Origin of the sequence: Planococcus chinensis (assembly GCF_042681545.1) — a bacterium.
Taxonomy (GTDB): domain Bacteria; phylum Bacillota; class Bacilli; order Bacillales_A; family Planococcaceae; genus Planococcus; species Planococcus chinensis.
The window spans coordinates 1-17,198 of sequence record NZ_JBHUFW010000024.1 but is presented as its reverse complement, the minus strand read 5'-3'; the positions used below and the strand labels follow the sequence as shown (position 1 = coordinate 17,198).

The window sequence follows — 17,198 nt, the reverse complement described above, 5'->3', positions numbered from 1 at the left end:
TATGTTAATGCCTAAACGCGTTAAATATCGTCGTGAGCACCGCGGAAAGATGCGCGGAGAAGCTAAAGGCGGCAAAGAAATCGCATTCGGTGAATTTGGTCTCCAGGCTTTGGAATCATCTTGGATCACTAACCGCCAAATCGAAGCTGCACGTATTTCCATGACTCGCTACATGAAACGTGGCGGTAAAGTATGGATTAAAATTTTCCCGCATAAACCTTATACGAAAAAGCCTCTTGAGGTACGTATGGGATCCGGTAAAGGTTCGCCTGAAGGCTGGGTAGCGGTTGTTAAAACAGGTAAAATTATGTTTGAACTTGCAGGAGTATCTGAAGAAGTGGCACGCGAAGCATTGCGCCTTGCATCTCACAAACTTCCGATCAAAACGAAGTTCGTAAAACGCGAAGAAATTGGTGGTGAATCGAATGAAAGCTAAAGAAATCCGTGACTTAACCACTGCTGAAATCGAACAAAAAGTGAAATCACTGAAAGAAGAGCTTTTCAACCTTCGCTTCCAATTGGCTACTGGTCAATTAGAAAACACTGCTCGCATCCGCGAAGTACGTAAAGCGATTGCCCGTATGAAAACTGTGATTCATGAAAGAGAAATCAGTGGAAACAACTGATAATTCGAGAGGAGGTTTGCAAGTATGACTGAGCGTAACCAACGCAAAGTATACACAGGCCGTGTTGTGTCTGACAAAATGGACAAAACCGTTACAGTAATGGTTGAAACTCAAAAGAAGCACGCACTTTATGGCAAACGTGTAAAATACTCTAAGAAATTCAAAGCTCATGACGAGCAAAACGAAGCTAAAATGGGCGACATCGTTCGCATCATGGAAACTCGTCCGCTATCAGCTACAAAACGTTTCCGTTTGGTGGAAGTTGTAGAAAAAGCGGTTATTATCTAATTTAAATTAATTTCGGAACGTAAGAAATTCCGGAGGGAGGTAACCTAAGTGATCCAACAGGAAACTCGTTTAAAAGTTGCAGACAACTCGGGTGCTCGTGAAGTACTAGCGATTAAAGTACTTGGTGGTTCTGGTCGCAAGACTGCAAACATCGGTGACGTAATCGTTTGTACCGTGAAAAAAGCAACACCAGGTGGCGTTGTTAAGAAGGGTGAAGTCGTCAAGGCTGTCATCGTTCGCACGAAAAGCGGAGCTCGCCGCAAAGATGGTACTTATATCAAGTTTGATGAAAATGCATGTGTTATCATTCGTGACGATAAAGGTCCACGTGGAACACGTATCTTCGGACCAGTTGCACGCGAACTTCGCGACAACAACTTCATGAAAATCGTTTCACTTGCTCCTGAAGTTCTTTAATAAATCAATGTGCGATACCAAGGAGGTGCGACAGAATGCATGTTAAAAAAGGTGATACAGTTAAGGTGATCTCAGGCAAGGACAAAGGCAAAACAGGTGTTGTTTTGACTGCTCTTCCTAAGAAAGACCGTGTGCTTGTTGAAGGTGTCAACATCATCAAAAAGCATACAAAACCGAACCAGGCAAACCCACAAGGTGGAATTGTCAGCCAAGAAGCAGCGATTCACGTTTCTAACGTAATGTTGATCGACCCTAAATCCGGCGAGCCGACTCGTGTAGGATACAAGGTAGTAGATGGTAAAAAAGTTCGTGTTGCAAAAAAATCCGGTGAACAGATAGATAAATAAAATTCCTGAATGAAGGGAGGTACACACATGAACCGCCTAAAAGAAAAATATGTGAATGAAATCACTCCTGCTCTAGTGAGCAAGTTTGAATATAAATCAGTAATGCAAGTGCCTAAAGTCGACAAGATCGTCATCAACATGGGTGTAGGCGAAGCTGTTCAAAACACTAAGTCCCTGGACTCAGCTGTTGAAGAATTAACTACAATCGCTGGCCAAAAACCAGTTATCACTAAAGCTAAGAAATCTATCGCTGGCTTCCGTCTTCGTGAAGGTATGCCAATCGGCGCTAAAGTAACACTACGCGGAGAGCGTATGTATGACTTCCTGGATAAATTGATTGCTATCTCACTTCCACGTGTGCGTGACTTCCGCGGCGTATCGAAAAAATCTTTCGACGGACGCGGCAACTACACATTAGGTGTGAAAGAACAATTGATCTTCCCTGAAATCGATTATGATAAAGTTTCCAAAGTACGCGGTATGGACATCGTAATTGTAACAACTGCGAACTCTGATGAAGAAGCTCGTGAGTTACTAACACAATTCGGAATGCCGTTCCAAAAGTAAACGTGAGGGAGGCGTAAACGTGGCTAAAAAATCTATGATCGCAAAACAAAAACGCACGCCAAAGTTTAAAGTACAAGAGTACACACGCTGTGAACGATGCGGACGTCCGCATTCAGTATTACGCAAATTTAAACTTTGCCGTATTTGTTTCCGTGAACTTGCATATGTGGGACAAATTCCTGGCGTCAAAAAAGCCAGCTGGTAATCCCCTAATTTGGGAAGGAGGTAAATGTAATGACAATGACAGATCCGATTGCAGATATGCTGACACGCATTCGTAATGCAAACATGGTTCGTCACGAGAAATTAGAGCTTCCGGCTTCTAATGTGAAAAAAGACATCGCTGAAATTTTGAAGCGTGAAGGTTTCGTCCGTGACGTAGAATATGTAGAAGATGACAAGCAAGGCATGATCCGGATTTTCTTGAAATACGGAGCAAACAACGAACGCGTTATTACTGGCTTGAAACGTATTTCAAAACCAGGACTACGTGTTTACGCTAAAACTAATGAGGTGCCTCGTGTACTAAACGGTCTTGGAATCGCTTTGGTATCGACATCACAAGGTTTGGTAACTGATAAAGAAGCCCGCGCGAAACAAATCGGCGGAGAAATCATAGCATACGTTTGGTAATAAGCAACAAACGAATGGAGGTGCAAAGAAATGTCACGTGTAGGTAAAAAACCAATCGAGGTGCCTGCTGACGTTACTGTAACTGTCGCTGAAGGCAACGTAGTAACTGTTAAAGGCCCTAAAGGCGAGATGACTCGCACATTTAACAAAGATATCAACATCGCTCTTGAAGACAACGTGCTAACATTGACACGTCCTTCTGAGTCGAAAGAACACCGCACAATCCACGGTACTACTCGTGCTTTGCTTGCGAACATGGTACTTGGAACTTCACAAGGATTCGAGCGCGTGCTTGAATTGGTCGGGGTTGGATACCGTGCTCAGCTTCAAGGCAACAAATTGGTTCTTAACGTAGGCTACTCTCACCCGGTGGAATTCACTCCGGAAGAAGGACTTACAGTTGAAGTTCCAGCCAACACACGAGTAATCGTTAAAGGGATCGACAAAGAACGCGTTGGAGCTCTAGCTTCTAACATTCGCCAAGTGCGTCCGCCAGAGCCGTATAAAGGCAAAGGTATCCGCTATGAAGGTGAAAAAGTTCGCCGCAAAGAAGGTAAAACAGGTAAATAATGCTGCTTAGGCAGGATGAAAGGAGTGACCTCAGTGATTACGAAACTCGACAAAAACGCATCTCGTAAAAAGCGCCATGCTCGTGTACGTTCTAAAATCACGGGTACAGCAACTCGCCCGCGTTTAAACGTATTCCGTTCAAATAAATATATTTACGCTCAATTGATCGACGATACAAACGGCGTAACACTCGCTAGTGCATCATCAATGGATAAGGATTTCGAAGGAAGTTCTAAAGGAAATCTTGAAGCTGCGGCAAAAGTTGGCGAAACTATCGCTAAACGCGCTGTAGAACAAGGATTGACATCGATTGTTTTTGACCGCGGTGGTTATTTGTATCACGGACGTGTCAAAGCTTTAGCAGAAGCAGCACGTGAAAATGGTTTACAATTTTAAAAGAAGGAGGGACACATTTCATGCGTCGTATTGATCCAAACAAACTTGAACTTGAAGAACGCGTAGTTACGATTAACCGCGTAGCGAAAGTTGTAAAAGGTGGACGTCGTTTCCGTTTCTCCGCATTAGTTGTTGTAGGCGACAAAAATGGTAATGTCGGTTTTGGCACTGGGAAAGCTCAAGAAGTTCCAGATGCTATCCGTAAAGCTATTGAAGATGCGAAGAAAAACTTGATCGAAGTGCCAATGGTTAAAGGCACAACTCCACACTTAGTAATCGGCCGCTTCGGTGCTGGCCAAATTCTTATCAAACCGGCTTCTCCGGGTACTGGTGTTATTGCCGGCGGACCTGTGCGTGCGGTACTTGAACTTGCAGGAGTACAAGACATCTTGTCTAAATCTCTAGGTTCAAACACACCAATCAACATGGTTCGTGCAACTATCAACGGTTTAACTCAACTGAAGAGCGCTGACCAAGTTGCAAAACTTCGCGGCAAAACTACAGAAGAGCTATTAGGATAAGGAGGGAAAATTACATGGCTACTAAACTAGAAATTACCCTCACAAAATCAGTGATCGGCGCTAAGCCGGCACAACGTAAAACTGTACAAGCCCTAGGCTTGCGCAAAATGCATCAGACAGTAGCGCACCAAGACAATGCAGCCGTTCGCGGTATGATTGACAAAGTCGCTCACTTAGTAACTATCAAAGAAGTTTAATCCCTGATTTCTATAGAAGGAGGTGCCAACCACATGAAACTTCATGAATTAAAACCAGCAGAAGGTTCACGCAGTTCTAGAAAGCGTATCGGACGCGGTATCGGTTCAGGTACTGGTAAAACAGCAGGTAAAGGCCACAAAGGTCAAAACGCACGTTCAGGCGGCGGAGTTCGTCCTGGATTCGAGGGTGGACAAAACCCATTGTTCCGTCGTTTGCCGAAACGTGGATTTACGAACATTAACCGTAAAGACTACGCTATTGTGAACCTTGACGTATTGAACCGTTTCGACGAAGGCACAGAAATTACACCTGCATTGCTTATCGAATCAGGTGTTGTGAGCAACGAACGTTCTGGAATCAAGATTCTGGGCAACGGTAACTTAGAGAAAAAATTGACAGTTAAAGCTCACAAATTCTCTGGAACAGCTAAAGAAGCAATCGAAGCTGCCGGCGGACAAACTGAGGTGCTTTAATGTTTCAGACAATCTCCAATTTTATGCGCGTGACTGATATTCGAAATAAAATCATCTTTACATTACTGATGCTCATCATTTTCCGTATCGGAACTTTCATTCCGGTACCGAATGTTGATGCGGATGTACTGCAAGCTACCGATCAGGCTGGCTTGATCGGATTCTTAAATACTTTCGGTGGAGGTGCCCTAGCTAACTTCTCGATTTTAGCGATGGGAATCATGCCTTACATTACAGCATCGATCATCGTGCAATTATTGCAGATGGATGTTGTACCGAAATTTGCAGAGTGGGCGAAACAAGGAGAAGTCGGAAGACGGAAACTTGCGCAATTCACTCGCTACTTCACAATTGTACTTGCCTTTATCCAAGCGATTGGTATGTCTTACGGATTCAACCAGATTTATGGCGGATCTTTGATTCAGAACAACTCGATTTCAACGTATGTTGTCATCGCGATCGTCTTGACCGGCGGTACAGCATTTCTACTGTGGCTTGGTGAGCAGATTACGGCAAAAGGTGTGGGGAACGGTATTTCGATTATCATCTTCGCTGGGATTGTCGCTGCAATACCTGGAGCTGTTAACCAATTGTATGCTCAGCAGATCGAAGGAGCTGGAGATCAGCTCGCGATCAACATTGCCTTAATGGCTTTGCTGGCATTAGCAGTCGTTGCTGTTACTGTATTGGTCATCTATGTTCAGCAAGCGCTGCGCAAGATTCCGATCCAGTATGCAAAACGCGTTGCTGGCCGCGGCCAGACAACAAGTGCACAACAAACGCATTTACCTTTGAAAGTGAACGCGGCCGGAGTTATCCCGGTAATCTTTGCAGTGGCGTTCATCATTACGCCGCAAACCATTGCTTCATTCTTCGGAGCGAACGCTGTTACAGATGCAATCCAGAATACGTTTGATTACACGCGCCCTGTCGGTATGATCATTTATATCGCTTTGATCGTGGCATTCACGTACTTCTATGCATTCATTCAGGTTAACCCTGAAAACATGTCGGACAACCTGAAGAAGCAAGGTGCTTATATTCCAGGAATCCGTCCGGGTAAAAATACGCAAGACTATTTAACAAGTGTTCTGTACCGTTTGACGTTTGTCGGTGCAATCTTCCTATCCGTTATTTCGGTAATGCCAATTTTCTTCACCAACTTGATGGGCTTGCCACAATCGGCCCAAATCGGCGGTACAAGTTTATTGATCGTGGTAGGGGTAGCATTGGAAACGATGAAACAGTTGGAATCTCAGCTTGTTAAACGTCATTACAAAGGCTTTATGAAATAATCAAGGGCACCAGGGAGCGTTTTGGCGTTCCTTGTCCGCTTGTCTGAGGGGGCAAACCGTATGAATATCGTATTAATGGGTCTGCCAGGTGCCGGTAAAGGCACTCAAGCAGATAAAATTGTTGAGAAGTACGACATCCCTCATATTTCTACAGGTGATATGTTCCGGGCAGCCATCAAAGGCGGAACGGAACTAGGCTTGAAAGCAAAATCGTTCATGGATCAAGGGGCACTCGTGCCTGATGAAGTGACTATCGGTATCGTCCGTGAGCGTCTTAGCGCAGCGGATTGTGAAGAAGGCTTCCTGTTGGATGGCTTTCCACGTACAGTCCCACAAGCTGAAGCGCTGGAATCTCTTCTTGCCGACCTCGGCAAAAGAATCGAGCATGTCGTAAACATCCAAGTTGAACAAGACGAACTAATTGCACGTTTAACAGGCCGATGGATCTGTAAAGTTTGTGGAACTGCTTACCATACTGTGTTCAATCCTCCTCAAGTTGAGGGAGTTTGCGACAAAGATGGCGGAGAACTCTACCAACGTGAAGATGATAAGCCTGAAACCGTCACTAAACGCTTAGAAGTTAACATTCAACAAACACAGCCGCTGCTTGATTTCTACGGAAACAATGGTGTGCTGAAAAATATAAATGGACAGCAGGATATTCAAAAAGTATTTGCTGACATTGATGCTCTTCTAAAGGGCGACCGAGGTTAAGTCCCGGCGCCGGGCGCAGTTAGTTGCCTCCATGTGGCTTTAAGGAGCACCGGAGATATGAATTTTCGAGAGCTGCAAAAGCAAACAAGGCTCCTTATATGAAGTCCGGTGCAGGGTTCGCAATGTGCAATTGTGCACTGGAAATAGTATAATGGGTTTCGTGGAAGCATCTGTGTAACGGGTTTGGAACTCATCCAAGGCAGTCCGGACGGTCGAGGAAACATGAGTCAGACTGTATGAACCGGATTACCCCCTCTCCGCAATTTGCGGGCAGTGGAACTCGGAGACTGTCTTTCGAATGTCACTCATGCATTCCTGGTGAATGAATTGAATTATTCAATCAGCAAATACTGTTTGAAGATGGGAACCTGATTTGTATACAGAAGGGAGACTGGGTCGATGGCGAAAGACGATGTAATTGAAATCGAAGGAACAGTCGTTGAGACTTTGCCTAACGCGATGTTTAAAGTGGAACTGGAGAACGGCCATACGATTCTTGCGCATGTATCCGGCAAGATCCGCATGCACTTCATCCGCATTCTGCCGGGGGATAAAGTAACAGTGGAACTTTCTCCTTACGATTTAACACGCGGTCGCATCACATACCGTTTTAAATAATCTTTTGCACTCCGGACTACTAAGGAGGTTGGGTTAGATGAAAGTGAGACCATCTGTGAAACCGATCTGCGAAAAATGTAAAGTTATTCGCAGAAACGGTAAAGTAATGGTAATCTGTGAAAATCCGAAACACAAACAAAGACAAGGCTAATAAAGAAGGAGGTGCATCACACACATGGCACGTATTGCTGGTGTTGACATTCCGCGCGACAAACGCGTTGTTATTTCATTAACATACATTTTCGGTGTTGGTAAAACTACTGCTCAGAAAGTTCTTGCTTCTGCTGGTATCTCTGAAGATACACGCGTCCGCGATCTTACTGAAGACGAGTTGAACAATATCCGTGAACAATTGGATCAATACAAAATTGAAGGTGACCTTCGCCGTGAAGTATCGATGAACATCAAACGCTTGATGGAAATCGCTAGCTTCCGAGGTATTCGCCACCGCCGCGGACTTCCTGTACGCGGACAAAATACGAAGAACAATGCGCGTACGCGTAAAGGTCCTCGTAAAACTGTAGCTAACAAGAAAAAATAATCAGTAAAGGAGGTATCTTCTTAACATGGCACGTAAACAACAAACTCGTAAGCGTCGTGTGAAAAAGAATATCGAATCCGGTATTGCTCACATCCGCTCAACATTCAACAACACAATCGTTACGATTACAGATATGCAAGGTAACGCAGTATCATGGTCAAGCGCTGGTGCTCTAGGATTTAGAGGTTCACGTAAATCTACGCCTTTCGCTGCTCAGATGGCTGCAGAAACTGCTGCTAAAACGTCGATCGAACACGGTCTTAAAACTTTGGAAGTAACAGTTAAAGGTCCTGGTTCAGGTCGTGAGGCTGCTATCCGTGCGCTTCAAGCTGCCGGTCTAGAAGTTACAGCTATCAAAGACGTAACTCCAGTTCCTCACAACGGTTGCCGCCCGCCAAAACGCCGTCGCGTATAATCGTTAATCTGAATAGGATTTTTGAACATCACGACTTACTGAATGTGTTCCGAATCGTTGCGAAAGTCTGTGACTATCGAATTCTTGATGAAACGAAAACACCGACGTTCTGAAGGAGGGTAAAATGAATGCTCGAAATAGAAAAACCGAAAATTGAAACGATCGAGCTCGACAATTCTGCCAAATACGGCAAATTTGTTGTCGAACCGCTTGAGCGTGGATATGGAACCACTTTAGGAAACTCCTTACGTCGAATCTTACTTTCATCTTTACCAGGCGCTGCTGTTACTTCGATTCAAATTGACGGTGTGCTTCACGAATTCTCCACTGTTGAAGGTGTAGAAGAAGATGTGGCATCAATCATCTTGAATATTAAGAAACTGGCACTGAAAATTTACTCTGACGAAGAAAAAGTCATTGAAATTGATGTAAAAGGTGATGGAACGGTTACGGCTGCAGATATCACGCACGACAGTGACGTGGAAATTCTGAATCCGGATCTATATATTGCAACAATCGCGAAAGACGGCCACCTGCGTATGCGCATGTATGCGAACCGAGGCCGTGGATATGCCCGTGCAGATCAGAACAAACGTGAAGATCTTCCGATCGGCGTTATCCCGATTGACTCTATTTACACACCAGTATCCCGCGTAAACTTCCAAGTGGAGAACACACGGGTAGGACAACTCGCTAATTTTGATAAATTGACGCTTGATGTATGGACAGATGGCAGCATTGGACCCAAAGAAGCGATTGCACTTGGTGCAAAAATCTTTACTGAGCATTTAAATATCTTCGTTGGTTTGACAGATGAGGCTCAAACGGCTGAAATCATGGTTGAAAAAGAAGAAGACCAAAAAGAAAAAGTATTAGAGATGACTATCGAAGAACTTGATCTTTCGGTCCGTTCTTACAACTGCTTGAAGCGTGCGGGTATCAACACGGTGCACGAACTGGCAAGCAAGTCGGAAGACGACATGATGAAAGTGCGCAACCTTGGACGCAAATCACTTGAAGAAGTGAAAGTAAAGTTGGAAGATTTAGGACTTGGACTTCGTAAAGAAGACTGATTCCAACAATCGGATCCGTACTATTTAACAAAGGAGGGAAACTTCAATGAGAAAGCTACAACGTACAAGTTCTCAACGTAAAGCGCTATTGCGTGACCTTACAACAGACTTAATCGTTCATGAACGCATTCAAACGACCGAAGCTCGTGCGAAAGAAGTGCGTTCGACTGTAGAAAAAATGATTACGCTTGGTAAGCGCGGAGATCTTCACGCTCGCCGTAAAGCAGCAGCATGGATGCGCCGTGAGTTGGTAACAACTGCAGACGCTGAAGGCAACGAAACAACAACTTATGCTTTGCAGAAATTGTTTGATGATGTTGCTCCACGCTACGCTGAACGCCAAGGCGGTTACACGCGCATCATGAAAATGGGGCCTCGTCGCGGAGATGGCGCACCAATGGTAATTATCGAATTGGTTTAATTTGAATCAGTAGATTCAAAGGCTGACGCAATCATGCCGAAGCACAATTGATTTAATTGGAGAGGGTTCATACCCTCTTCTTTTAGCATTATGATTTATACGACACTTAAGAAAAGCTGAGCGTTACGATGAGCGAGCCTTAACCGGCGGCGTCTTGTCTAGCTCTACGCACCTCATTCAACCCCGGCTTAAGCAATCGGGGCGCCATAGAGACAGAAAAGCGCATTTCTCTGAATGAGGTGCGCGCTTTTTTATTTCCAAAAGGTTTTACAGAGGCTTATGGAACCGAGTAGAGTAGAGAAGAGACAGGAATCAGAGGAGGTTAGCTGAGATGACTTCGATTATTATGTCATTTGACAATGTGACATTTACATATGCACCAGAAGACAAAACCGTACGGCCTGCCGTTGCAGACCTTTCTTTTGCCATCAGCGAAGGGGAATGGATTGCGCTTGTCGGCCATAACGGATCCGGCAAGTCGACGATTGCGAAATTGATGAACGGCTTGCTGTTTCCGGCGGCCGGACAGGTTTCTGCATTGGGCCAACACATGTCGGAGGAAAATTTATGGGATATCCGTTCACAGATGGGGATGGTGTTCCAGAATCCTGATAACCAATTTGTCGGGGCAACCGTCCAGGACGATGTAGCTTTTGCCCTTGAGAACAACGGGGTTCCGCACGCAGAAATGGTCATTCGGGTGAAAGAATCCTTGCGCCAAGTGAAGATGGACGATTACATGGACCATGAACCGCATCATTTATCCGGCGGCCAAAAGCAGCGGGTGGCCATTGCCGGCGCATTGGCTTTGCGCCCGCGTCTTTTAATACTGGACGAAGCTACATCCATGCTTGATCCGCAAGGGCGCATGGAAGTGATTGAGACGATCCAGGAGCTCCGGGAAGCGACGGGTTTGACCGTCATCTCGATTACGCACGATCTGGAAGAAGCGGCCCTTGCAGACCGGATGATCGTTATGAACCAAGGGCATAAACAGATGGAAGGGACCCCTCAGCAAGTCTTCCGGTCCGGAAGCGAGCTGGTAAGGCTGGGGCTGGATCTGCCCTTTGCCATGCGCATGTCGCATCTGCTCGAAGAAGCAGGCGTCCAGACAAATGGAGAACATATGACAGAAGATAAGTTGGTGGATGAATTATGGAAATTCTACTACAGGAAGTAGGATACAGTTACGCGCAAAATACGCCGTTTGAAAAAAGGGCGCTGCAGCACGTCAACTTGCACATCCCTTCAGGGTCCTACACGGCGATTATCGGGCATACCGGTTCCGGGAAATCGACTGTCCTGCAGCATTTGAACGCCCTTTTGGCACCCACCGAAGGCGCTGTCATCATCGGCGACCGCAAAATTGAAGCGGGGACCAAAGCGAAAAACCTCCGGGAAATCCGCAGACAAGTCGGCATCGTATTCCAGTTTCCGGAACAGCAGCTGTTTGATGAGACGGTCCTGAAAGACATCATGTTCGGTCCGTTGAATTTCGGTGTGCCGGAAGAGGAAGCAAGCCGCAGGGCGCATGAACTTGTTTCGCTCCTTGGCTTGCCGCCGGAAGTACTGGAGAAATCGCCATTCGATCTATCGGGCGGCCAAATGCGCCGTGTGGCAATTGCCGGCGTACTGGCGATGGACCCGAGTGTGCTGGTGCTTGATGAACCGACGGCCGGCCTTGATCCGAGAGGGCGCCGGGAAATCATGGACTTGTTCCATAAACTGCATGTGGAAAAAGGGCTGACCACGGTGCTGGTGACCCATAGCATGGAAGATGCGGCACGCTACGCCGACCGGATCGCCATCATGCACGGCGGGAAATGCGTCGTTACTGGAGAGCCGAAAGACATTTTTGCCAATGAAGAGCAATTGCTTGATTACCGCTTGGAGCCTCCGCGCACAGTGCGACTGCAGCGGCAGTTCGAAGAAAAGATGGGTATCCAAATGGACGGCATTTCCTTGACGGAAGAAGCGCTGGCAAAAAATATCGCCGTGGCGCTCGGGGAAGGGCGTGATTCCGAATGATGGAGAAGATGATTTTTGGCCGGTATATTCCCGGTGATTCCCTAATCCACCGGCTGGATCCGCGGGCGAAGATTCTGTTCGTGTTCCTTTTTATCGCCATTGTCTTTGTGGCGAACAATGCGCTGACCTACGGCATTTTGCTGGCATTTACCTTTGGCGTGATTTTCCTGTCGAAAATCCGTCTGTATTTCCTGGTGAATGGATTGAAACCGGTCTTTATCCTATTGATTTTTACCTTCCTCCTGCACCTCTTCTTTACGCAAGGGGGCCAGCTGCTTTTCAGTATCGGCTTTGTGGATATTTATGAAGAAGGGCTGCGGCAAGGGATTTTCCTGTCGATCCGCTTTTTGGTATTAGTGTTCATCACGAGCATCCTGACATTGACCACTTCGCCGATTTCCATCACGGATGGCATTGAGACGCTGCTTGGACCTTTCAAGCGCGTCAAGCTGCCTGTCCATGAACTGGCATTGATGATGTCGATTTCGCTGCGTTTCATCCCGACATTGATGGATGAGACCGGCAAAATCATGAAAGCGCAGATGGCCAGAGGGTCCGATATCGGCTCAGGTCCGGTGAAAGAACGCATCAAAGCGGTCGTGCCGCTGCTCATTCCGCTGTTTGTCAGCGCCTTTAAACGGGCGGAAGATTTGGCGACGGCAATGGAAGTACGCGGATACCGCGGCGGAGAAGGCCGGACCCGCTACCGCCAGCTTGACTGGCGCTGGGCTGATACCTTGAGCATCTTGGTATTGGCTGGTTTGACCGGCGTGCTTTGGTATTACCGAACATAAGGAGAGAAAGCATGAAACGAATGAAAGCGAAAATCGCTTATGATGGGTCCGGGTTTGCGGGCTACCAAATCCAGCCAGAAGCGCGCACCGTCCAGCAGGAGCTGATGGCGGTGCTCCAGAATATCCATAAAGGCGAAGTGATCCAAGTGATCGCGAGCGGGCGGACAGACGCCAAAGTGCATGCAACTGGCCAAGTGATCCATTTCGACACCCCGCTGTCCATTCCGGTGAGCGGCTGGCTGAAGGCATTGAATGTCCTGCTGCCGGAAGACATACGGGTGCTGGAGATAGCGGAAGCGGAGCCTGGGTTCCATGCCCGCTACCATACGATAGGCAAGACCTATCGCTATAAATGGGATCGCAGCCCGATCATCAGTCCGTTTACCCGCCATCAGATGGTCCATACCAAGCAGCGGCCGGATGTCGGCAAGATGCGGGAAGCGGCTGCCGCGTTTATCGGCACCCATGATTTCTCCAGTTTCTGCGCTGCCAATACCGGAGTCGTCGATAAAGTCCGAACGATCCGGCGCCTGGATTTCGAGGAACACGGGGAAGAGCTCCATATGGTTATTGAAGGATCTGGGTTCCTGTACAATATGGTGCGGATCATCGCGGGTACACTGATGGAAGTCGGCCTAGGGCGGAGAGAGGCGGCTGAACTGCGGGAAATCATCCGCAGCGCGGACCGGGGAGCTGCCGGAAAAACGGCGGCAGCCCACGGATTGTACCTGGAACATGTGGAGTACGAGAACTGAAGCAACTTTTCCAGGTGTTTTTAGAAAAACCCTTGACTTTCCACGTCATTCATTATAAGATGATGTATGGTATTTTCATTACCCCCACGATATGCCCCGGAAGGTTATTTGTGTTAAGGGATAACGAAAAAACGGAACAACGGACATGTTTCAACGGAACTTGGGACATGATTAATAACAGAGATGATATTTTAGGAGGACAATATACATGCGTACAACATTCATGGCTAAAGGTCACGAAGTCGAGCGTAAATGGTTGGTTGTCGATGCAGAAGGGCAAACTCTTGGACGTTTAGCTTCTGAAGTCGCTTCAATCCTACGCGGTAAATACAAACCAACATTCACACCAAACGTTGACACAGGTGATCACGTGATCATCATCAACGCTGACAAGATCCACTTGACTGGTAAAAAATTGTCAGACAAAATCTACTACCGCCACACGCAATACTCAGGCGGTTTGAAGCAGCGCACAGCTCTTGAAATGCGCACTAAATACCCGACTAAAATGCTTGAATTGGCTATTAAAGGGATGCTTCCTAAAAACAGCTTAGGCCGTCAAACGTTCAAGAAATTGCACGTTTACGCAGGACCAGAGCACAACCACCAAGCACAACAACCAGAAGCTTACACACTTCGCGGATAATCATTAGTAAATAAGAGGAGGATACACCTTTGGCACAAGTTCAATATATTGGTACAGGTCGCCGTAAAAACTCTACAGCTCGCGTACGTTTAGTACCAGGAGACGGCACAATTACAATCAACAACCGTGACGTATCGGATTACGTTCCATACGAAACACTTGAGCAAATCATCAAACAACCACTAGTGGCTACTGAAACTCTTGGAAGCTACGATGTGCTTGTAAACGTAAGAGGCGGCGGCTTCACAGGTCAAGCTGGAGCAGTACGCCACGGAATTGCACGCGCTCTACTTACTGTAGATCCTGCTTTCCGCCCAGCTTTGAAATCAGCTGGATTGCTAACTCGTGACCCACGTATGAAAGAGCGTAAGAAACCAGGTCTTCGTTCAGCTCGTCGTGCACCACAGTTCTCAAAACGTTAATTTCAAATTACCCAAAAGCACTTTCCGAAGCGATTCGGAAAGTGCTTTTTTCATGCGCTTTGCCAAAAGACAGAATAGATTTAAAATGAATAGCGCTATGTTATACTGTACGGTGAGCAAAAGTGATAAGGAGTGTATCGATATGTTAACTGAAGTACAAGTACGCGAATTACTTGGAGAGTTACAAGACCCGTTTTTACATAGATCGTTGGCTGAAACGAACGGCATCACTTCCGTAACGATTAAGGAAGAGAAAAACCACGTAAGCGTCAAGCTGGCTATCGCAAAAACGAATACGCCTGAGCAGATGCAGCTGCAAATGAAAGTGGTAGACATTTTGAAAGGTGCGGGAGCTGGGTCAGTCGGCATCCGTTTTGAAGAATTGCCGCCGGAAACGCTGGCAAGTTTCCGTGGGACGGCAAACGAATCGGAAGCCCAGGATCTTTTGTCTCCTCTCAACAAAGTGGAATTTATTTCAATCGCGAGCGGAAAAGGCGGCGTCGGAAAATCGACGGTTTCCGTCAACTTGGCGGTCGCACTTGCCCGCCTCGGCAAAAAAGTCGGCTTGATCGACGCAGACATCTACGGCTTCAGCGTGCCGGACATGATGGGGATCGACAAGTCGCCAGTTGTACGCGGCGACACCATCATTCCTGTAGAACGTTTCGGCGTAAAAGTCATCTCGATGGGCTTCTTCGTTGAAGATAACATGCCGGTTGTGTGGCGTGGTCCGATGCTTGGGAAGGTTCTAGATCAGTTCTTCCGCGACGTGGAATGGGGCGATCTGGATTACCTGCTCTTGGACTTGCCGCCAGGCACAGGGGATGTGGCACTTGATATCCACCAGATGCTTCCGGCTTCCAAAGAGATCGTCGTAACGACGCCGCACCCGACTGCCGCATTTGTCGCAGCGCGTGCCGGGGCGATGGCCATCCAGACGAACCATGAAGTACTGGGCGTCATTGAAAACATGTCTTGGTTCGAAAGCAAAGAGACCGGCAAGAAGGAATACCTCTTCGGTCAGGGCGGCGGCCCGAAACTGGCAGAAGAATTGCAAGCGCCATTGCTCGGCCAGATTCCATTAGGCCAGCCGGACTGGAACGAAGCGGACTTTGCGCCTTCCGTTTACCTGGAAGACCATCCGACAGGGAAAATCTATGAAGATATTGCCAACCAGATCTTAAAGCAGTTTGCCAATAAACAATGAGACGGAGCCTGAAAGCTGGACCCAGCTTTCAGGTTTTTTCTATTTATGAACAGAATGCCATTTGTTCGATGGTTTCTTTACATCTTCGAGGCGCGCCTGATGGATTTTTTAGTTGGGGGTTGGTACAATTTTAAGAGGATTTTAAACAATGGAGGCATTAACGTGACGATACGAAATTGGGTTAAATTTTTTATAAATGCTATGTTGATCGGGGGGGGCATCACGGGGATTCTCGGCCTGTTCATCCGGTGGAATGATGTGTTTGCGCCTGCTTACGCAGCGGGAGCATGGGGAGAATTCTTCGCAGGATTCGTCTGGATGGTAGTGGTCGGAATGACGATGAGCCTAATCGCTCAAATGGGCTTTTTCGCATACTTGACGATCCATCAATTCGGGGTCAACATGTTTCGGACGTTGACTTTGTGGAATTGGGTGCAGTTGCTGATCATTGCGGTTGTCATCTTTGATTTGATTGTTTTCCGGTTCATGCCGAATGCAGAGACTGCTGCACAAGGCTGGCTTTACGCAGGGCTCTTGGCCATCCTCATTGCTTCAGCAATCGTGACGGCGTACTTCAAAGCGAAGTGGACGACGAAATCGACGTTCATCTCAGCGCTGTTCTTCATGATTGCCGTGACGACACTCGAGTGGCTGCCCGTGTTGATGGTCCAGGCAGGGAATGTAGACAGCTGGGTGACGCTTTTGCTATTCCCGTTCTTGGCGGTTAATGCTTATCAGCTATTGATGCTGCCGAAGTACAATGCGAAGTCCGACGAAGACCGGCAGAAACTTGAAGAGCGCAGAGCTGCCCGTAAAATGGCAGCAGAGACTGCTCCTAAAAAATAAGATGAAATGAAAATCCGTCCGGCCTCTTTCCGAGAGAACCGGGCGGATTTTTTTCAGTTCTTTACAGGAACTTTTCATTTTTCATCCGATTAAAAATTAGAGAACAACGGAAAGAAGGAGGCGGGAAAGGGGAGCGGGGCCTTGGAACCCTTGCTGTACCAAGGAAAGGAGGCTTCAGAAAGAGGAGGAGAAAAAGAAAGGGAATCATTTTAAAAAACTTTTTCAAATGTGTTGACAGAAGAATAAACATGCTTTAATATAATAAAGGTCGCCAAGCAAGAACGCGAAACAAAAACAGCTAAGGCGCACAACATGAACCTTGAAAACTGAACAGCAAAACGTCAACAAAAATTGTTGAGGCGTTCCGACGCCGAAACAAATTTCTGC

General features: G+C 46.9%; 29 protein-coding genes. All 29 read left to right on the top strand.

Translation table 11 applies throughout. The features are described 5' to 3' along the window. Nucleotide 1 precedes the first annotated feature (1 nt). Complete coding sequence (rplP, locus tag ACFSDB_RS17765; RefSeq protein WP_052654124.1) at nt 2-436, top strand: 50S ribosomal protein L16; 435 nt, start codon at nt 2-4, stop codon at nt 434-436. Further along, nucleotides 426-626, top strand: a complete 201-nt coding sequence (gene rpmC / locus ACFSDB_RS17760; protein ID WP_204893719.1) for a 50S ribosomal protein L29 — start codon at nt 426-428, stop codon at nt 624-626. The genes rplP and rpmC overlap by 11 nt, the downstream gene beginning before the upstream one ends. 24 nt (nt 627-650) lie before the next feature. After that, nucleotides 651-914 carry a 30S ribosomal protein S17 gene (gene rpsQ / locus ACFSDB_RS17755; protein ID WP_204893720.1) on the top strand — a complete coding sequence of 88 codons (264 nt, stop codon included), beginning with the start codon at nt 651-653 and terminating at the stop codon, nt 912-914. 48 nt (nt 915-962) lie between these two features. Further along, nucleotides 963-1,331, top strand: a complete 369-nt coding sequence (gene rplN, locus ACFSDB_RS17750) for a 50S ribosomal protein L14 (protein ID WP_204893721.1) — start codon at nt 963-965, stop codon at nt 1,329-1,331. Nucleotides 1,332-1,366: 35 nt separating this feature from the next. Then, nucleotides 1,367-1,678, top strand: coding sequence for a 50S ribosomal protein L24 (gene rplX / locus ACFSDB_RS17745; protein WP_204893722.1), 312 nt, complete (start codon nt 1,367-1,369; stop codon nt 1,676-1,678). A 27-nt stretch (nt 1,679-1,705) separates the two neighbouring features. Next, nucleotides 1,706-2,245 (top strand): 50S ribosomal protein L5, encoded by a 540-nt coding sequence (gene rplE / locus ACFSDB_RS17740; RefSeq protein WP_204893723.1) that lies wholly within the window; start codon nt 1,706-1,708, stop codon nt 2,243-2,245. Nucleotides 2,246-2,264: 19 nt separating this feature from the next. After that, nucleotides 2,265-2,450: a 30S ribosomal protein S14 gene (gene rpsN, locus ACFSDB_RS17735; protein WP_006828941.1), complete on the top strand. Its 186-nt coding sequence runs from the start codon at nt 2,265-2,267 to the stop codon at nt 2,448-2,450. A 29-nt stretch (nt 2,451-2,479) separates the two neighbouring features. After that, nucleotides 2,480-2,878 (top strand): 30S ribosomal protein S8, encoded by a 399-nt coding sequence (rpsH, locus tag ACFSDB_RS17730; protein WP_006828942.1) that lies wholly within the window; start codon nt 2,480-2,482, stop codon nt 2,876-2,878. 30 nt (nt 2,879-2,908) lie between these two features. Beyond that, the gene (rplF, locus tag ACFSDB_RS17725; protein WP_204893724.1) at nt 2,909-3,448 is read left to right on the top strand and encodes a 50S ribosomal protein L6; all 540 of its coding nucleotides are present in this window, start codon (nt 2,909-2,911) and stop codon (nt 3,446-3,448) included. Nucleotides 3,449-3,481: 33 nt separating this feature from the next. After that, entirely contained in the window at nt 3,482-3,844 is a 363-nt protein-coding gene (gene rplR / locus ACFSDB_RS17720; RefSeq protein WP_204893725.1) for a 50S ribosomal protein L18, read from the top strand. Nucleotides 3,845-3,864: 20 nt separating this feature from the next. Next, nucleotides 3,865-4,365 carry a 30S ribosomal protein S5 gene (rpsE, locus tag ACFSDB_RS17715; protein ID WP_135500642.1) on the top strand — a complete coding sequence of 167 codons (501 nt, stop codon included), beginning with the start codon at nt 3,865-3,867 and terminating at the stop codon, nt 4,363-4,365. A gap of 14 nt (nt 4,366-4,379) precedes the next feature. Then, a complete protein-coding gene (gene rpmD, locus ACFSDB_RS17710) occupies nt 4,380-4,562 on the top strand; it encodes a 50S ribosomal protein L30 (RefSeq protein ID WP_204893726.1) in 183 nt (60 codons plus the stop codon). Between the two features lie 33 nt (nt 4,563-4,595). After that, nucleotides 4,596-5,036 (top strand): 50S ribosomal protein L15, encoded by a 441-nt coding sequence (gene rplO / locus ACFSDB_RS17705; RefSeq protein WP_204893727.1) that lies wholly within the window; start codon nt 4,596-4,598, stop codon nt 5,034-5,036. Next, nucleotides 5,036-6,331 (top strand): preprotein translocase subunit SecY, encoded by a 1,296-nt coding sequence (gene secY, locus ACFSDB_RS17700; RefSeq protein WP_204893728.1) that lies wholly within the window; start codon nt 5,036-5,038, stop codon nt 6,329-6,331. Before rplO ends, secY begins: the two co-directional genes overlap by 1 nt. A gap of 60 nt (nt 6,332-6,391) precedes the next feature. Further along, nucleotides 6,392-7,045 carry an adenylate kinase gene (locus ACFSDB_RS17695; protein ID WP_204893729.1) on the top strand — a complete coding sequence of 218 codons (654 nt, stop codon included), beginning with the start codon at nt 6,392-6,394 and terminating at the stop codon, nt 7,043-7,045. 399 nt (nt 7,046-7,444) lie between these two features. Next, nucleotides 7,445-7,663: a translation initiation factor IF-1 gene (gene infA, locus ACFSDB_RS17690; protein ID WP_006828950.1), complete on the top strand. Its 219-nt coding sequence runs from the start codon at nt 7,445-7,447 to the stop codon at nt 7,661-7,663. 37 nt (nt 7,664-7,700) lie between these two features. Further along, nucleotides 7,701-7,814 (top strand): 50S ribosomal protein L36, encoded by a 114-nt coding sequence (rpmJ, locus tag ACFSDB_RS17685; protein ID WP_006828951.1) that lies wholly within the window; start codon nt 7,701-7,703, stop codon nt 7,812-7,814. A 24-nt stretch (nt 7,815-7,838) separates the two neighbouring features. Then, nucleotides 7,839-8,204, top strand: a complete 366-nt coding sequence (gene rpsM, locus ACFSDB_RS17680) for a 30S ribosomal protein S13 (RefSeq protein ID WP_204893730.1) — start codon at nt 7,839-7,841, stop codon at nt 8,202-8,204. A gap of 25 nt (nt 8,205-8,229) precedes the next feature. Continuing rightward, the gene (rpsK, locus tag ACFSDB_RS17675) at nt 8,230-8,619 is read left to right on the top strand and encodes a 30S ribosomal protein S11 (RefSeq protein ID WP_006828953.1); all 390 of its coding nucleotides are present in this window, start codon (nt 8,230-8,232) and stop codon (nt 8,617-8,619) included. Nucleotides 8,620-8,747: 128 nt separating this feature from the next. Then, entirely contained in the window at nt 8,748-9,692 is a 945-nt protein-coding gene (locus ACFSDB_RS17670) for a DNA-directed RNA polymerase subunit alpha (protein WP_377340821.1), read from the top strand. A 46-nt stretch (nt 9,693-9,738) separates the two neighbouring features. After that, nucleotides 9,739-10,113 (top strand): 50S ribosomal protein L17, encoded by a 375-nt coding sequence (rplQ, locus tag ACFSDB_RS17665; RefSeq protein WP_204893869.1) that lies wholly within the window; start codon nt 9,739-9,741, stop codon nt 10,111-10,113. A 331-nt stretch (nt 10,114-10,444) separates the two neighbouring features. Continuing rightward, entirely contained in the window at nt 10,445-11,293 is an 849-nt protein-coding gene (locus tag ACFSDB_RS17660; protein ID WP_204893868.1) for an energy-coupling factor ABC transporter ATP-binding protein, read from the top strand. After that, nucleotides 11,269-12,141, top strand: coding sequence for an energy-coupling factor ABC transporter ATP-binding protein (locus tag ACFSDB_RS17655; protein ID WP_204893867.1), 873 nt, complete (start codon nt 11,269-11,271; stop codon nt 12,139-12,141). The genes ACFSDB_RS17660 and ACFSDB_RS17655 overlap by 25 nt, the downstream gene beginning before the upstream one ends. Further along, complete coding sequence (locus tag ACFSDB_RS17650; protein WP_204893866.1) at nt 12,138-12,935, top strand: energy-coupling factor transporter transmembrane component T family protein; 798 nt, start codon at nt 12,138-12,140, stop codon at nt 12,933-12,935. The genes ACFSDB_RS17655 and ACFSDB_RS17650 overlap by 4 nt, the downstream gene beginning before the upstream one ends. Nucleotides 12,936-12,946: 11 nt before the next feature. Next, nucleotides 12,947-13,690, top strand: coding sequence for a tRNA pseudouridine(38-40) synthase TruA (truA, locus tag ACFSDB_RS17645; protein ID WP_204893865.1), 744 nt, complete (start codon nt 12,947-12,949; stop codon nt 13,688-13,690). A 208-nt stretch (nt 13,691-13,898) separates the two neighbouring features. Beyond that, nucleotides 13,899-14,336, top strand: a complete 438-nt coding sequence (gene rplM, locus ACFSDB_RS17640; protein WP_204893864.1) for a 50S ribosomal protein L13 — start codon at nt 13,899-13,901, stop codon at nt 14,334-14,336. 29 nt (nt 14,337-14,365) lie between these two features. Continuing rightward, nucleotides 14,366-14,758 carry a 30S ribosomal protein S9 gene (gene rpsI, locus ACFSDB_RS17635; RefSeq protein WP_036803984.1) on the top strand — a complete coding sequence of 131 codons (393 nt, stop codon included), beginning with the start codon at nt 14,366-14,368 and terminating at the stop codon, nt 14,756-14,758. 142 nt (nt 14,759-14,900) lie between these two features. Next, nucleotides 14,901-15,965: an Mrp/NBP35 family ATP-binding protein gene (locus tag ACFSDB_RS17630; RefSeq protein ID WP_204893863.1), complete on the top strand. Its 1,065-nt coding sequence runs from the start codon at nt 14,901-14,903 to the stop codon at nt 15,963-15,965. Between the two features lie 162 nt (nt 15,966-16,127). After that, complete coding sequence (locus ACFSDB_RS17625; protein ID WP_204893862.1) at nt 16,128-16,811, top strand: KinB-signaling pathway activation protein; 684 nt, start codon at nt 16,128-16,130, stop codon at nt 16,809-16,811. Nucleotides 16,812-17,198: the final 387 nt, after the last annotated feature.

What these genes read in the sequence shown, in the direction of transcription:
- ACFSDB_RS17630 (WP_204893863.1), top strand. Translation starts at nt 14,901, where the DNA reads ATGTTAACTGAAGTACAAGTACGCGAATTACTTGGAGAGTTACAAGAC.
- rpmD (WP_204893726.1), top strand. Translation starts at nt 4,380, where the DNA reads ATGGCTACTAAACTAGAAATTACCCTCACAAAATCAGTGATCGGCGCT.
- infA (WP_006828950.1), top strand. Translation starts at nt 7,445, where the DNA reads ATGGCGAAAGACGATGTAATTGAAATCGAAGGAACAGTCGTTGAGACT.
- rplX (WP_204893722.1), top strand. Translation starts at nt 1,367, where the DNA reads ATGCATGTTAAAAAAGGTGATACAGTTAAGGTGATCTCAGGCAAGGAC.
- ACFSDB_RS17670 (WP_377340821.1), top strand. Translation starts at nt 8,748, where the DNA reads ATGCTCGAAATAGAAAAACCGAAAATTGAAACGATCGAGCTCGACAAT.
- rpmJ (WP_006828951.1), top strand. Translation starts at nt 7,701, where the DNA reads ATGAAAGTGAGACCATCTGTGAAACCGATCTGCGAAAAATGTAAAGTT.
- rpsH (WP_006828942.1), top strand. Translation starts at nt 2,480, where the DNA reads ATGACAATGACAGATCCGATTGCAGATATGCTGACACGCATTCGTAAT.
- rpsM (WP_204893730.1), top strand. Translation starts at nt 7,839, where the DNA reads ATGGCACGTATTGCTGGTGTTGACATTCCGCGCGACAAACGCGTTGTT.
- rpsQ (WP_204893720.1), top strand. Translation starts at nt 651, where the DNA reads ATGACTGAGCGTAACCAACGCAAAGTATACACAGGCCGTGTTGTGTCT.
- secY (WP_204893728.1), top strand. Translation starts at nt 5,036, where the DNA reads ATGTTTCAGACAATCTCCAATTTTATGCGCGTGACTGATATTCGAAAT.
- rplP (WP_052654124.1), top strand. Translation starts at nt 2, where the DNA reads ATGTTAATGCCTAAACGCGTTAAATATCGTCGTGAGCACCGCGGAAAG.
- ACFSDB_RS17655 (WP_204893867.1), top strand. Translation starts at nt 11,269, where the DNA reads ATGGAAATTCTACTACAGGAAGTAGGATACAGTTACGCGCAAAATACG.
- rplE (WP_204893723.1), top strand. Translation starts at nt 1,706, where the DNA reads ATGAACCGCCTAAAAGAAAAATATGTGAATGAAATCACTCCTGCTCTA.
- ACFSDB_RS17650 (WP_204893866.1), top strand. Translation starts at nt 12,138, where the DNA reads ATGATGGAGAAGATGATTTTTGGCCGGTATATTCCCGGTGATTCCCTA.
- rpmC (WP_204893719.1), top strand. Translation starts at nt 426, where the DNA reads ATGAAAGCTAAAGAAATCCGTGACTTAACCACTGCTGAAATCGAACAA.
- rplF (WP_204893724.1), top strand. Translation starts at nt 2,909, where the DNA reads ATGTCACGTGTAGGTAAAAAACCAATCGAGGTGCCTGCTGACGTTACT.
- ACFSDB_RS17695 (WP_204893729.1), top strand. Translation starts at nt 6,392, where the DNA reads ATGAATATCGTATTAATGGGTCTGCCAGGTGCCGGTAAAGGCACTCAA.
- ACFSDB_RS17660 (WP_204893868.1), top strand. Translation starts at nt 10,445, where the DNA reads ATGACTTCGATTATTATGTCATTTGACAATGTGACATTTACATATGCA.
- truA (WP_204893865.1), top strand. Translation starts at nt 12,947, where the DNA reads ATGAAACGAATGAAAGCGAAAATCGCTTATGATGGGTCCGGGTTTGCG.
- rplO (WP_204893727.1), top strand. Translation starts at nt 4,596, where the DNA reads ATGAAACTTCATGAATTAAAACCAGCAGAAGGTTCACGCAGTTCTAGA.
- rplM (WP_204893864.1), top strand. Translation starts at nt 13,899, where the DNA reads ATGCGTACAACATTCATGGCTAAAGGTCACGAAGTCGAGCGTAAATGG.
- rplQ (WP_204893869.1), top strand. Translation starts at nt 9,739, where the DNA reads ATGAGAAAGCTACAACGTACAAGTTCTCAACGTAAAGCGCTATTGCGT.
- rpsK (WP_006828953.1), top strand. Translation starts at nt 8,230, where the DNA reads ATGGCACGTAAACAACAAACTCGTAAGCGTCGTGTGAAAAAGAATATC.
- rpsE (WP_135500642.1), top strand. Translation starts at nt 3,865, where the DNA reads ATGCGTCGTATTGATCCAAACAAACTTGAACTTGAAGAACGCGTAGTT.